The organism is Fulvivirga ulvae (genome assembly GCF_021389975.1).
Lineage (GTDB): Bacteria > Bacteroidota > Bacteroidia > Cytophagales > Cyclobacteriaceae > Fulvivirga > Fulvivirga ulvae.
The window spans coordinates 5,303,049-5,316,509 of record NZ_CP089981.1 but is presented as its reverse complement, the minus strand read 5'-3'; the positions used below and the strand labels follow the sequence as shown (position 1 = coordinate 5,316,509).

Genomic DNA, 13,461 nt, shown 5'->3' with positions numbered 1-13,461 from the left:
CAAATAGTTAACAAAACCTCAAATTAAACTAACTGGATTCTGTTATACACAGGACTTTGAAGTTAGGAGCAAAAGCACTAATTTCTAGGGTTAAAAAAAGGTGTAGCTTTTGATCAGTAAAGTTCTCAATATCGGTGTTCGCAGAAACCAGAATTTCAGGGAGAGGAGGATTGTCCAGGTAATTAATGCTATTACTTTGATTATTGGCCCTACCCTGATGATTTTGAGTATTGTCAACTTTGCCATTGGGGAAACGCTCAATGCCTATATTCTCCTTACTTTTAGCCTCATTTACTTCTCCAATATTTATTGGAATGAGTCAGGGAGGTATATCATTTCTAAAGTTATCCTGGCCTATCTTATCACACTCAACCCTTTTTTACACCTGCTCATCAACGGCTATACACCTTCAGGGCAATACCTTAGTTATATGATTGTTACGATCATATTGGTAACGGTCACCACATTTTTGTTTAGTGGTAAGACTGATAGAAAGATATACTTCGTAACCCTGTTTTATTATTTTTTCTGGGTTTGTTTCATAGATAAAATCATTTATGCGCTTTCTGACCCCAAGCCTCAGATAGACTTTTTAATAGAAAACTACTATTTCTACAAAGCTCCCACCATTGCCGGCCTTTTGATAGTCACTTTAATCATCAATATATTCATCGGCATCATTAACCGTTATGAAGAGGTGCTGTCTGACAAGAATCGGGAACTTGAAAAACGGGTGAGGGAACGTACCAAAAAGCTGTCAGAAACTTACGATCGAATCGTTAACCTTGGCTTTATCACATCACATGAGATCAGAGGCCCACTGGCCAGTATATTGGGCATCACCAGGCTCTTCATCCACAATAAAAATGTACATGGCCTTGAAGAGGAGATCAATAAACTACATGAGAAGTCAGAAGAAATGGACCGGGTGATCAACCGCATGACACGCGAGCTGGAAGATTCTCCGGACTCCAGGGAATTATATTAAATCCTCCCTTGAGGACGGTTTTTCTCCAATGTGAGCTTGGTAAAGCTGAAGTTTAATTTTGTTCGTTGCCATTCCAGGCCAATTCGCCCCTTGATCAGAAAAATGTAAAGACAAAGAAGCCCGCAATGGAGAGGAGATTCCCGATTTTTAATTTTGAGGTGTCCCGATATTTCCTTCGGGACACCACTCTTTACATTTCACAGCTCCATGATATTGTCAAACAGATTTTCATCACTTCGGGTACCGTAGGGATCTATGCCAACGTGTGTGGGGGCTTCGTCAACAATAATGCTACAATGAACCCTGTCTTTATCTATGGTATGCGGCTTCAGATACAGTATGGAGTGCTCCTCACCTACTTCCTTTGGGTGCTTTGTAAAAACTCCAATCATTATTGGCTCATTGATGCTAATAAGCTTGCTTTCACCATTTTCCATCGTATTATACCGACGCGCAATAACCTCCATGTCCACCCTGTATTTGCCGTTTTTCAGGGCGGTAACTGAGGCCTCTTCCACAGACAGGTTGTAAGTAATTACTCGCTTAAACCAGTCATCTATCAGAGTATGGTATTGCTTTGGAGTAGCACTGTGCAATGCATCTATAAGCTCCGGCGATGCTACCAGCAGTTCATCATGGCTGCGATATTTGTCGGTTAGTGTACGTAGCACCTGGTTAACCTTATCTTCACCTATCAAATCTCTTATGGCCATCATAACCGTAAAGTGCTTGCCATAGGCCAGGTAATGCTCACCATCCTCCAGGTAAATGGGAGGTTCGGGCTCAGAGGCAAAAGCATGTCCGTTGAAATAGGTATGATTTGCCGTTTCGGCGATCTGCCAGACTGCCCCTTTGCCGTACATTTTTTCCATTACCACAGCCTCAGTATATTTAGCAAAGCCTTCCACAAATATAGATCCGCCCTGTACTATTCGGGGTGTGAGTATCATACCCCACCACTGGTGTGCTACCTCGTGAATGGTCCGCTTACTTACGAGGTCAAACCCGCTGGTGTCACGGATATCAACCAGGTAAAGCCTGTCTTCTACCATACTGATAGTGCCAGGTTGCGCCATCCCACCAAAAGAACGGCTTCCCGGCACCTCAGCAATACGGATATGATGAAAGGGATAGCTGCCAAAATTCTCCGTACAATATTTCAGGGTCCGGATAGTACTTTCTTCCACTTTATCAAGGTTATACTCATGTCCGCGATGGTAATACTGCTCTATTGAGATGTGCTTATAGTTTGTTTTTCGTACCTCATAATCTGCAGAGAAATAGGCGATATATGGCAGTATGTTAAAAGGAGCTTTATAATGGAAATAGTTTCTGCCCCCCTTCTCCCACTGCCTGAGCAGGTTCCCCACGGAAACTACTGTTTGATCAGTGTCAGTAGAAACTATGGTTTCGAACGATGTTTTACTGATCTTGATGTCATCTTTGAGCAAATGGCTCTCAATATTTTTCTCATGCTCTCTTTCCGGCAGACCACGCTTTTTCCTTTCGTATTCATTGCTGATCTCCATACTGCTGCTATAGCCCAGCATGGGTTCGTAGTCTCTAAAAGTGATGTATGTGCCATTACTGACAATGGCATGATCTACCTCATAAGCGGACGACATTCTGGCGAGTTCAAAAGTCATGGTCACCTTTTCGCCCGGCCCGATGGCAGGATCAAATTCAAAAAGATAAGCCCCGTACGCAGTATCGCGAAGTGCCAGCCTGCCATTCCCAATAGCTATGGACGACAGCGCTATTCTTTCATGAACGAACACTTTCTCCAGAGGCTGATCATTGTTGTTTACCAATGTGTGACGACCATGAATGGTATACCGGTTCTCTTTTGGGTAAAGGTCAACTTCGGTATAAATGTCGGCATGGGTTAACCGGTCAAGGCTGTCGTATTGCTTGTATTGTTTTTCATATTGCTCCTTCAAGTCCATATACCCGGTTGAGCTGACATACTCGTTTTTAATATGAGTGTTGTAGTAAATCACCGATGCAGATGAGATAAAGGCCATAACCAGTGTGGCAAGTACAATGCGCTGACTGGCGGTCCACCCCTGAGATAACCGGCTGAGCCTGAACTTCATATTTACTACTACCCCACGTTGCATTAAGTGGAAGGCCAATAAAACCAATATCGCTCCCAATGACCACCAGTAAATGCTATAATGGTGAAATGCCGTGGTTTGTATGGAGAAACCATTCATTTCCGTATATCCTGGGGCTGGATTGATGCCAAGCCTGAGCATTGGATGTTCAATACCAATATGATGAGAAAATGTTCCCAGCATAAGAATCAGCAAACCGGAAAGGCCCATACCTACATATTTATTGGGTATCACACTTTGTATAAATAGTGCAAACAAACAGTAAAAAAGTAAGCCAGAGCCCTGGTAGTAAAACATAGCAAGGTACAGGTCCCACTCAACGTGATAGTAGCCGGAGTACCACTGAAACAGTACAGATATCAGTATACCGGATATTATCAAAATACATGGTAACATAAGTACAGTTACCAGGTTTGATAGAAAAAATATAGTATTGGATACCGGCGTAGCATCAATTATGCCGGCTAATTTAAAATCCCTGTTTCTCCAGACGATCTCTCCGCAATAAAATACAATGAGTATCAGCGAGAGCAGTTGCAGTGGCTGAGCCAGTAACCCGATCAGCTTATTGGTAAAAGGGTATATGCTATCATGGTAATCTCCACCTCCTGCAACTCTGAAATAAATCTCAGAAAAAGCTATTATGCCCCATATAATCATAACTCCAATGAAAGGCAGACTCTTGAAAACAGCTTGCAGATGGCTGCCTGTCAGGTGCATAAATGAGCCCCATTGGGCTGAAATATCGCTGCTTACTTTTACGGGTTTGTAAGGTTTTGCTGTTACACTTTCCATTTTGGGCTGCTGTCTGCGCTGTACTTTGGCGTTAGGCTTGCGAAATGAAAATTTGTGGTAAGCCGTCACCAGGCATATTGAGGCCAGAGCAACCCATATCAGCCGGTTCCAGAGCAGAAAACCTGTAAATGAAAGCACCTGATTATTCTTTTGATGTGCAGTCCAGTATTGGGTTTGTTCAAAGAAAGGTGCCAGTCCAAAAGGGTCTGCCAGGGATGCAGCCATGAGTCCTTCCGGGCTTGCGGGTACCGATGAGGCTATAAGTGGTGAATTCAAGGTTATAGAGCTGATCATATACAACATATATATGAAAACTCCGCTAACATAGGTAGCAATGCTGTTTTTGGTAAGCAGAGCAACACAGTAAACCAGCGCAACACAAATGAAAATATTAGGCGCGGCAAATATTAACCAGGTCTGCAGGTAGTTTAAAACATTGAATGTGGCTACCCTTGAAGTGTCCAGCGACGGAGAAAAAGTGCCTGCTATATGACCGATCAGAAAGGCGGTGAAGGTAAGTAAGCTAAATACATATACACCTGTAAGTCGGCTCACAAAGTATTGCCATTTGGATATAGGCGTGCTGTATAAAATACCTTCCATAGTATGTTTGCTGTCCCGGATCACCCCGCTGATAGCAAAAAACATGGCTATAAATACACTGCCAAGCGTCATAAGGCCGGTGTAAAAATGAAGCTGATAACCCGAGTTAAAGTTGACATTGGCCGGAGCATGCCCCATGCTGCCTATAAGCAGGCCGTAAGCCAAAAATACGAGAGATAGCAGGAACAAGGCACGCTGCCTGCGTTGGTACAAGACCTCGAATCTTAACAAATCTATTATCATATCTTATTGATTTACAGTTTTTTTGTGATCAAAAGCTGAAGCAAAATATACATCTTCCAGGCCAGGGGTGGCAGGTTCAAAGACAGCTTCCGGCACAGAAGATGACCTTACCCTTACCTGCGTCTTGCCCGACACCAGTTTGGTGGATATTACATTGAATCGCTTTTTGAAGCCTTCCAGCTGATCCTTAGCCACTATGCTGGTCCAGACCTGCCCATGAAGCTCCGCCACCAGGGCGGCGGGTTTCCCGGCTTTAATGATGCGTCCATTGTCCAGTATGGCCATTTCGGAGCATAAGCCGTGTACATCTTCCACGATATGGGTGGATAGGATGACGATTACGCTCTCCCCTATTTCACTCAGCAGGTTAAGGAAGCGGTTCCGCTCTTCCGGATCAAGACCGGCTGTGGGTTCATCTACAATGATTATTTTCGGATTTCCCAAAAGTGCCTGAGCAATACCAAACCGCTGCCGCATGCCGCCGGAAAAGGTGTGTACATGCTTCTTGCGGTGTGTATACAGGTTGGTTTGATGCAGGAGGCTCTCCACCTGGGTTTTGCGCTCCTTCTTATGAGAAATACCCTTGAGTACCGCTATATGGTCTAAAAGTTTTTCTGCCGAAACCTTGGGGTAAACGCCGAACTCCTGAGGTAAGTAACCCAGGTGCTTCCTTATCTCCTGAGGGTGCTGCAGTATGTCATGTCCGTTAAAGCTGACAGTGCCGTTATCTTGTTGTTGTAGTGTGGCTATTGTCCGCATTAAAGATGATTTTCCCGCTCCATTGGCGCCGAGCAAACCAAACATACCGTTGGTAATGGTAAGCGTGACGCCGTCCAGCGCCTTAACACCATTGGCATATGTCTTGGTCAGGTTATTGATTTTCAGAATATTCATAGCAATACATTTGGTGATTTATCAGTTTTGATCAAATGTATATGTCTGAAGTAATGGCAGCTAAAAAGAGTGATTAACCCATAGCTTTCAGCTACAGACAGACCTGTTTCGGGAATCAATACCGGTTGGTCTTAAGAATCACTCCATTCGTGTCAATAATCACCATGTTCGTCAAGAAAATTAGGTAGTTACTTCATACATACTAATTTTGAAGCATGATTGAATGGCTTAAGAAGTATAAGGGCTTTTTTATAGGGTTGATAGTTACCTGCATACTTATTCAGATACTTGCCTCGGTGGGCTTTATCCTCATTGATAAAAGTGAGGTGGCCGTAAATACACTGCTGTTTGTATTCTGGTGGGTCGTCATCTCCCTGCCTTTCCATTTTATGGGTTATCTGAAACAGAGGCGAAAAACAGTTTACCGTGTGCTTGGGCTTATTTCAATCCTGATTGTGGCTATCTGGCTTGATTCGTACCTGAATATTCCGGACAATCCCATCACCATATTTCTGATCATTACTTTCTGGATGGGACTGCTCTATATGCTTACCCCATCGTTTTTTCTCAAGTACCGGCTGTATATTCTGGCTTTATATATCCTTTTATTTAGCTATTGGTCGTATGTAAGGCTGTTTTCCGAAAGTTTTGAACATTATATTGAGTTTGAAAAGGGCTTTGCCTTTACCCTGATGATACTGCCCATACCCCTGTTTCTTTTGCTTTGGGGCTATGAGCAATGGAAATGGTTGAAATCTCTCAAAGCAGATAAAACTGCCGCTGAGCTGGCTTTGCTAAAAACACAGATCAATCCACATTTCTTTTTTAATACCCTCAACAATCTCTATTCATTAACTGTAAAACATTCGGATGATGCCCCCAAAGTAATATTGAAGCTGTCAGACATGATGCGGTACACTATCTATGAGGGTAAAAAGAGCCTTGTATCGGTTAAAGAAGAGATTGAATATCTGAATAACTACATCGATCTGCATAAAATCCGCTATCACAAAAGGGTCGATATCAGCTTCTCTCACGAAGTGGATGACCATGACCAGGTAGCTCCGTTGCTCTTTATCATTCTGCTGGAGAATGCTTTTAAGCATGGGGTAGAGTCACTATCAGACGGTGCGTATATTGACATGCACCTCACCGGAAATGGCAAAAACATATGCTTCAGTATTAAAAACAACTTTGACCCGGCTCAAAAAAGTGCGCCTGCAGGTATCGGTTTAGATAATTTAAAGCGTAGATTAGACCTGATATATCCTGAAAGGCATCAACTGGCTATTACGGATGAGGGAGGTATATTTACTGCCAACTTAAGTATTAACACCCAATAATGATCACTTACATCATTGTAGATGACGAGCCGCTGGCGCATGAGCTTATAGAGGAGTTTTGCAGTATGCTGCCACACCTGAAACTAAAAAAACATTGCTACAATGCCATGGAGGCCATGCAGTACCTTAACGGTGCCACCGTAGACATTATGTTTCTGGACCTTAACATGCCTAAACTCAAAGGCTTTGACTTCCTGAGAACTCTCACCAACCCGCCTCAGGTTATAGTTACCACTGCTTACAAGGAGTTTGCTTTGGAGGGGTATGAGCTCAATGTAGCAGATTATTTGTTAAAGCCATTCAGCTTCGACCGGCTCGTACAGGCAGTTAACAAGGCCATTGTTACAAAACCAGCCATACCTTCCAGCCAGGAGCCTGCCCTGCCAGGTGCAGGATTCTTTGTAAAAGGTGATAAAAAATATCATCAGATTTTTACCCCTGACCTGCTGTATGTTGAAGCTTATGGCAATTACACCAAACTGCACCTGAAAGATGATATGATCATCAGCCATGAAAAAATCTCTCACTTTGAGTCTTTGCTTGCCGAAAACCAGTTTCTGCGTGTTCACAAATCATTCATTGTAGCGCTGGATAAAATACGCACTATAGAAGGCAACAGAATTAAAATCGGCCGGCATGAAGTGCCTATTGGCCAAACGTACAGAAGCGTTGTGAGCAAGATAATTGGGTATCGATGAAAAAGGTGAATTCCTCCTACAGCGATAATCCTGTAGGTATAAAATATTTGGGAATAGCCATCTGGATAAGATTGTCCTGTTAAAGGACAAAAGAAGCAGACCCTTGAAGTGAGGTCTTAAAGAGCATTGAAACCATTTCCCATTTGCCGATTACTGTTCACTGATTACTCATTAGCGGTTACTTACTCACAGAATACCGAAAACCCGAAACTTTGTCAATTACCAATTATTCCTTAGTTTTCGCTTACTTTTTTAAACATACAACATGAGCATCATAAGAATAATACTTGCCATCATACTTCCTCCATTAGGCGTATTTTTTACCGTTGGTATCCGCGGTGCATTTTGGTTAAATATCCTGCTGACTCTTCTGGGCTTTCTTCCGGGAATTATACATGCTATATGGGTTATTGCCAAGCATGATAAATAAGAGTTTTTAGTATCTGGTGAGGGGTTGTCGGGAATTGGTAAATTTGGAATAAGAATTTGTTCCAACTCTGAAACAATCATGACTAAATGCAAACATTAATTTTCCAGGCCCTTTTAAAGGTCTAAGGATCAGCTCATAACGTACAATAGTTGGAGCTTTAGATAATCACCATATCATTAATTGTCCATGAAAACATATTATTTTAGTTATTTATTTTTATTTTTAACATAATATATCATGTTTTAAAGAATAATATTGGACTATTAAATGGAACTAATCCCACTACAAGAAGAGCCTGATGAAATCGCATTACACATATTAGATAAGCTCAAAAAGAAATATGGTTCCAGACTACTGTTATTTGGGATAAAAGGTTCTTTTGCTGCTAACCAATTTACTCCATTTTCGGATCTCGATTTTGTGGTAGCCATAAAACACGGAGTTTCCAATTGGTTCGAATATCTGTATGGTACCACCTACATTGATTTACGTGTAATACCGATTGATACGTTAAGGAAGGAGATGGAGTACCTGAATATGCAATGGCCATTAAAAGCAGGCTCTATCCTTAATATGAAGGTATACTTTGATGCCGAAAATACCTATTCGGGTTTAATCAATATCTACAATAACCTGAAACGTGATCCGAAACAATTTGAAAATGCTGTTGAACTGAATACATTTATTGCACATTTCTCCAAAGCCTATAGGGCGTATCATTCTGATGACTTTATTCAACTGTCGTGGTCATCAATAGAGTTGACCAATCAGTTTGCACATACCATTGCCCTGCTCAACAAATCCTACTTTATCAGCAGATCACCTAATAACTTAATAAAACAGATTAAGGCATTTGACTTTCAGCCAGACGGATGGGAGGAGGCTATGATTTTAGCTTTTAGTAAGGATCCACACGATACTTTTAAGGGAGTTTGTAAAATGCGTGATATATTAAACGAACTTGATAGCAAGTATGAATTCAGAAATTTCAGGATACCAAGTATAGCCAGTATTGAGCTAAAATAAAATAGGTTTACGTCGTATTCACCATAGTTCCTTTATTCTATCATCCTGACTAACTGCCACTCAAGTTGTTTTAACTAATCCTTTCGTGGCAGGGTTCCAATGCCGTTATAATTTGATTGATCCAACTGTTTGAAGTTATGCCGGAAACCATATGCTTATTTTTAGCCATCCAGTCACTTTTTCCCTGCTCTGTGGCCAGTAGCGCATCCATTATTTTCCGAGCCAGTGATAGTGGGTTATCGTGCTTGAAAATATACGTAGAATCTGGTAGAATCTTTGATGTTCCAGCTGAGTCGCTTACAACAACAGCACCATTACCCTTATTGGCCAAAACATACTCCAATGGAGTTAACGGCATGGCATCGTTTGTTGAGGGTAGAATAAACAGGTCTGCAAATTTATACAAGACAACAAGTTCCTCTCTGCTTAACAACTTATGAGAAAGAAATACCTGGTCACTTCGTTCCAGTTCATCCAGATGCTTCTGTATCTTTGCTTCTTCCTGCTGATAAAACCTTGAGTTTTTTCTATGATGGGGAGCCAGGATCATCAGCTTAATATTGAGCATATGCTCCTTTTCTATTATACTCATAGCTTTAAGGAGCAGAGGTATTTTTTTTACAAAGTCTAGCCTGGCCACAGTGATTAAATAAGAGCAATCTGCGTCATGCTGAATTTTAAACTCCTTTAGAATAAGCTTTTTAAAATCTTCAATTGAAATATTGCGATTTTCCGAAAAGAAAGCACTGGGTCCCAAGGTTAGGGTTTCTACCGCAGGCAAGTTGTTATAACCAAAAATGGTTCCTGCGAAATCTACAAAGTTATTTTTATAATCCTCATGCAGAAACCAAAGCGTATCTACTTTTACCAGGCCCTTAACAATATCATTATATACCGGATGATCTTTAGGTGGATTAAGAAAAGGTAAAAACCAGAAAAAGTGAGATTTGTTACTGTTACGCATGTATTTGGGTACTTTATATAAATGATAATCACAAAGTATAACACCATTGTGGTTGTCAATTTTCTTTGCAACAGCCTTACTTACATCGTCAAATTCTTTTATTGCACTTGCTGCACTATATAACCCTTTGGATCCCAGTATATTGGGATAAAGATATTCCGATACAAAGCGATAATAATACCCAAAATAGGTGTCATTGTCTACAAACAATACATCCAGCTCACTGCAGTCAGAAATTACCTCATCTGACTCGTATTTATCGGGAGCTATACATACCCATTTCTTGGCAAGTTCTTTACATATTAGCCTATAAACATCCTGGGTTCCTCCCGCTGCAAAGTGCGATAGCCCATTGGATACAAAATCCGGTCCTCTGTTAGAGGCGAAAATATAGTTTTTTATACCCATAAAGAAAATTCGTTGGTCTGTAAAAAATTGGTTATTGAAGGTGTAAAAGCTTCCTGATATTGTGTTTTGTACATTTTGCATACCTTCAAATGCAGCTCTAGTGCCTTATCACTGAGGCCAATAGTTATCCGTACTTTATTCTTGGTGAAGTTTTTTGCATACTGATTGAAGTATAGTGTATCATTGCCTGCGTAGGGCAAATCTGAATAATAAATCTTCGTATGGTCGAGCTGGTGGCTTGCCTCTTGCAGTATTAGATGGTCAATATGACCACCGAAACCCGCCGGAATAAAAACCACCTGGTCCTCAGGAATTTTTGACAAATACTCAGCTATTAGGTCCTTAAGCAGTAAATCCGATTCATGTAAGTACCTCGGCCCACTGATAAATAAAGCATCGCGGTTATTATTTCTGATCAGGGCTTCATCAAAACCGGCATAGCTTAAAACAATATTACCCAATGTATGCAGTGCCAGTTCATCTTCCTTTCTTCTGAGTTCGGTCGAATATCTTATATCATGAGTGTTCTCGTAAACAAAATTGGAAGTCGAAAATACATTGATAAGCTCACAGGTGGCTGCTTCCGCTAATATTTTGGGCATAGCTCCTGCCAAAGAAAATGCTACATCATCATAATGCGGTGATAAAAATGTTAATCTTCTGTCTTTTATATATTCTTCTATCATCTTTAATGAACAACGTAGATCTTAATACGAGAAAAAGTGCTGCCAACGCGTTTTTTCAAATGCTCTTCTTAGCTCGTCATAATTTTCAATTAATTCAGGAAGTGGGGTTTTGTTTTGCTTTCTAAGATCTGAATCCAGCTTTTCCATGCTCACTTCCAGAAATTGTTGAACCTGCTCAAGGGTATTACTTTTATTCCTATAAAGTTGATCATAAGTAATGTCAAGAATAGGGTGATTTTTGAATAGGTCATTATAGAAAACTCTGTATTTTTCCATTCTATTGAAAAAGTAATTACATTCCTGTTGATCTAAAGAAAGGGTCAACCGGGGAGATGGTTTGTCATTTATTTTTGCCCACTTGTTTGTTTTCATGGCTAGCATTAACGAGGCATAGGTCTCAAGGCTATTATCCCTGGTGAGGTGAATAATTTTAATTGAATTATCCTTAGCCAAGTGGTTCCACACTTCCTTTTCGCCATTGTTGGCGTGCTGATAATGTATCTTGAACCCAACTATTTCCTTCCACTCAAGGTCATTGGTAAATACATACTTTGATAAGAATTTAACCGGATCCTGATCTCTTTCTTTTATAAGCTCTTGTTTGCTCATATCAGGCCTGGTTACGGGAGAAAGATCGCAGTCACTTTCATTAAAAACTTCTCCATGAGCTAAGATTTGACCATGTGATCTTAAATAGGTGGTCAGTAACGTTGATCCAGATCTTGGGTGTGCGAGCAGTATAAATTTATTGCTAGTCTTGCTGGTTTTCATATGTAAGCTGAGTTTTTTGATTTTCCTTAGAACGCAACCCATAGGGGCTACATTTCACCACCGGCAAACGCAGATACCTTGAAAATATGTAGGTAAATGCCAAGCCAGAATTTCTTATTTCTTGTATTTCAGTATTGGAAAACAGCAATGACTTTTTAAGCTGCCTGGTATGAAGCAGAAAGGCCTGGTTATTTTTTTTATCATTCTTATCTGCATATGGTATTTCAGCTATATAAAGCTTATCATCTCCCTGGGTTTTACTTTGCCACAGGTGATCAATAAAACCACTTTTAAGTTCACTGATATTATCAATAAATAAGATGTGCTGACTTCTCACCAAACTGGCCATGGCCTCTATACTACGATTGGCATCGCTGTCAAATGCGGTTATGACTTTAAGTTCAACACTGCTTTTGTGTTGTTCATAGAAGGCAAAAACAGCATCTGAAGCCTCCACATTGCTATTCCAAATGATATACTCACATTTACCATCTATTTGTTGGTGAATAATGATGCTCTCCAGTGCCGGTGTAAGCTCAGCCTTTGCGTGATGTGAAATGAAGATGACCACACTCAAGTCAAATGACTTAAAAACAATCTTATCCGTGCTTGTTTCATCCAGACTTTGGTAAATAGCAGAGTACTCAATGGCCTTGATCATGTCTTTTTCATACGTTTTATTCCTATTTCTTTGCAGCTCCAGATAATTCTGCCCCATTTGGAGATAAGGCAGGTCAGATAAAAACAAAAACATCTCATCGAGATAGCCATAAAATAAGGGGTATTGAAAGCCAAGTTTATCTTTAAACATTGACCAGTTGCTGACTATTACAGGATTACAGTTCTCAACACAGTCGTGGATTAAAGTTATGTTTCTGGGGTCGTCATGCCCATCCACAACCACAATACTGGACTGCAATAATTGCTTATACATAACCTCATCCAGTTTTTTGAGGCCAGCAACAGCATCATCTCCCTCCTGATCTGTTACTACAGTGCCATCATGGAGTATCGCAATAATTTCATTTCCATGGCTGCCAAGCCTAAGCCTGAACTGTTCCAGCTTTTCCATAGTGCCACCTGCATACAATATCTTTTTATGAACCGGGCTAAGTTTAAAGGGACTGTCCAAGGACTTATTGTAATGCAATGGAATTACTGCTATAGGGCTTTTTACACCGCAGGCTTTCAAAATCTTTTTCTGAGAAGCACAGAAAACAAACAATCCCCTGCAATATTTTTGGCTGCTATACCAAAAGTCGCTTCTTACAACTTCTTCAATGAGCGAATAGTTGCCATAGTATTTTGGCAGAGGAATAACCCCTACCCAAGTTTCTTCAATAACTTGCTTACCGGATACGTTATTTATCAATACCATGCGTGTATCAGCCTGAGTACTTCTGCCAATACTTACGGTATTGATAAGTGCTTTCCATTCAGGGATATCACTATCAATGTCTGTCTGATTAATATATAATTTATGAAGAAGATCCAC

11 protein-coding genes are annotated in these 13,461 nt (G+C 40.7%); 5 read left to right on the top strand and 6 right to left on the bottom strand.

Features of this window, described 5'->3' with window-relative positions:
- Positions 1-109 precede the first annotated feature (109 nt).
- Positions 110-988: a hypothetical protein gene (locus tag LVD17_RS22425; RefSeq protein WP_233761495.1), complete on the top strand. Its 879-nt coding sequence runs from the start codon at positions 110-112 to the stop codon at positions 986-988.
- Positions 989-1,185: 197 nt separating this feature from the next.
- Here the strand turns inward: LVD17_RS22425 and LVD17_RS22420 are convergent, their stop codons facing one another.
- Together LVD17_RS22420 and LVD17_RS22415 are read right to left on the bottom strand one after the other, a co-directional pair.
- The gene (locus LVD17_RS22420) at positions 1,186-4,746 is read right to left on the bottom strand and encodes an ABC transporter permease/M1 family aminopeptidase (RefSeq protein WP_233761493.1); all 3,561 of its coding nucleotides are present in this window, start codon (positions 4,744-4,746) and stop codon (positions 1,186-1,188) included.
- A 3-nt stretch (positions 4,747-4,749) separates the two neighbouring features.
- A complete protein-coding gene (locus LVD17_RS22415) occupies positions 4,750-5,640 on the bottom strand; it encodes an ABC transporter ATP-binding protein (RefSeq protein ID WP_233761491.1) in 891 nt (296 codons plus the stop codon).
- A 215-nt stretch (positions 5,641-5,855) separates the two neighbouring features.
- Here LVD17_RS22415 and LVD17_RS22410 point away from each other — a divergent pair, with 215 nt between their 5' ends.
- From LVD17_RS22410 to LVD17_RS22395, 4 genes are all read left to right on the top strand, one after another.
- Positions 5,856-6,983: a sensor histidine kinase gene (locus LVD17_RS22410; RefSeq protein ID WP_233761489.1), complete on the top strand. Its 1,128-nt coding sequence runs from the start codon at positions 5,856-5,858 to the stop codon at positions 6,981-6,983.
- Positions 6,983-7,681, top strand: coding sequence for a LytR/AlgR family response regulator transcription factor (locus tag LVD17_RS22405; protein ID WP_233761487.1), 699 nt, complete (start codon positions 6,983-6,985; stop codon positions 7,679-7,681). The genes LVD17_RS22410 and LVD17_RS22405 overlap by 1 nt, the downstream gene beginning before the upstream one ends.
- A 265-nt stretch (positions 7,682-7,946) precedes the next feature.
- Positions 7,947-8,111, top strand: coding sequence for a YqaE/Pmp3 family membrane protein (locus LVD17_RS22400; protein ID WP_233761485.1), 165 nt, complete (start codon positions 7,947-7,949; stop codon positions 8,109-8,111).
- A 267-nt stretch (positions 8,112-8,378) separates the two neighbouring features.
- Positions 8,379-9,137 (top strand): nucleotidyltransferase domain-containing protein, encoded by a 759-nt coding sequence (locus LVD17_RS22395; protein ID WP_233761484.1) that lies wholly within the window; start codon positions 8,379-8,381, stop codon positions 9,135-9,137.
- 70 nt (positions 9,138-9,207) lie between these two features.
- Here the strand turns inward: LVD17_RS22395 and LVD17_RS22390 are convergent, their stop codons facing one another.
- From LVD17_RS22390 to LVD17_RS22375, 4 genes are read right to left on the bottom strand one after another with little or no spacing between them, the layout of a single operon-like run.
- Positions 9,208-10,509, bottom strand: a complete 1,302-nt coding sequence (locus tag LVD17_RS22390; protein ID WP_233761482.1) for a trehalose-6-phosphate synthase — start codon at positions 10,507-10,509, stop codon at positions 9,208-9,210.
- Positions 10,500-11,195 carry a PIG-L deacetylase family protein gene (locus LVD17_RS22385; protein ID WP_233761480.1) on the bottom strand — a complete coding sequence of 232 codons (696 nt, stop codon included), beginning with the start codon at positions 11,193-11,195 and terminating at the stop codon, positions 10,500-10,502. Before LVD17_RS22385 ends, LVD17_RS22390 begins: the two co-directional genes overlap by 10 nt.
- 21 nt (positions 11,196-11,216) lie before the next feature.
- Positions 11,217-11,966 (bottom strand): Stf0 family sulfotransferase, encoded by a 750-nt coding sequence (locus tag LVD17_RS22380; RefSeq protein ID WP_233761478.1) that lies wholly within the window; start codon positions 11,964-11,966, stop codon positions 11,217-11,219.
- Entirely contained in the window at positions 11,947-13,461 is a 1,515-nt protein-coding gene (locus tag LVD17_RS22375) for a hypothetical protein (protein ID WP_233761476.1), read from the bottom strand. The genes LVD17_RS22380 and LVD17_RS22375 overlap by 20 nt, the downstream gene beginning before the upstream one ends.

Bases quoted from the DNA above. Each gene is read 5' to 3' on its own strand.
- LVD17_RS22410 (WP_233761489.1), top strand. From the start codon at position 5,856: ATGATTGAATGGCTTAAGAAGTATAAGGGCTTTTTTATAGGGTTGATA.
- LVD17_RS22405 (WP_233761487.1), top strand. From the start codon at position 6,983: ATGATCACTTACATCATTGTAGATGACGAGCCGCTGGCGCATGAGCTT.
- LVD17_RS22420 (WP_233761493.1), bottom strand. From the start codon at position 4,746: ATGATAATAGATTTGTTAAGATTCGAGGTCTTGTACCAACGCAGGCAG.
- LVD17_RS22390 (WP_233761482.1), bottom strand. From the start codon at position 10,509: ATGGGTATAAAAAACTATATTTTCGCCTCTAACAGAGGACCGGATTTT.
- LVD17_RS22380 (WP_233761478.1), bottom strand. From the start codon at position 11,966: ATGAAAACCAGCAAGACTAGCAATAAATTTATACTGCTCGCACACCCA.
- LVD17_RS22400 (WP_233761485.1), top strand. From the start codon at position 7,947: ATGAGCATCATAAGAATAATACTTGCCATCATACTTCCTCCATTAGGC.
- LVD17_RS22415 (WP_233761491.1), bottom strand. From the start codon at position 5,640: ATGAATATTCTGAAAATCAATAACCTGACCAAGACATATGCCAATGGT.
- LVD17_RS22395 (WP_233761484.1), top strand. From the start codon at position 8,379: ATGGAACTAATCCCACTACAAGAAGAGCCTGATGAAATCGCATTACAC.
- LVD17_RS22385 (WP_233761480.1), bottom strand. From the start codon at position 11,195: ATGATAGAAGAATATATAAAAGACAGAAGATTAACATTTTTATCACCG.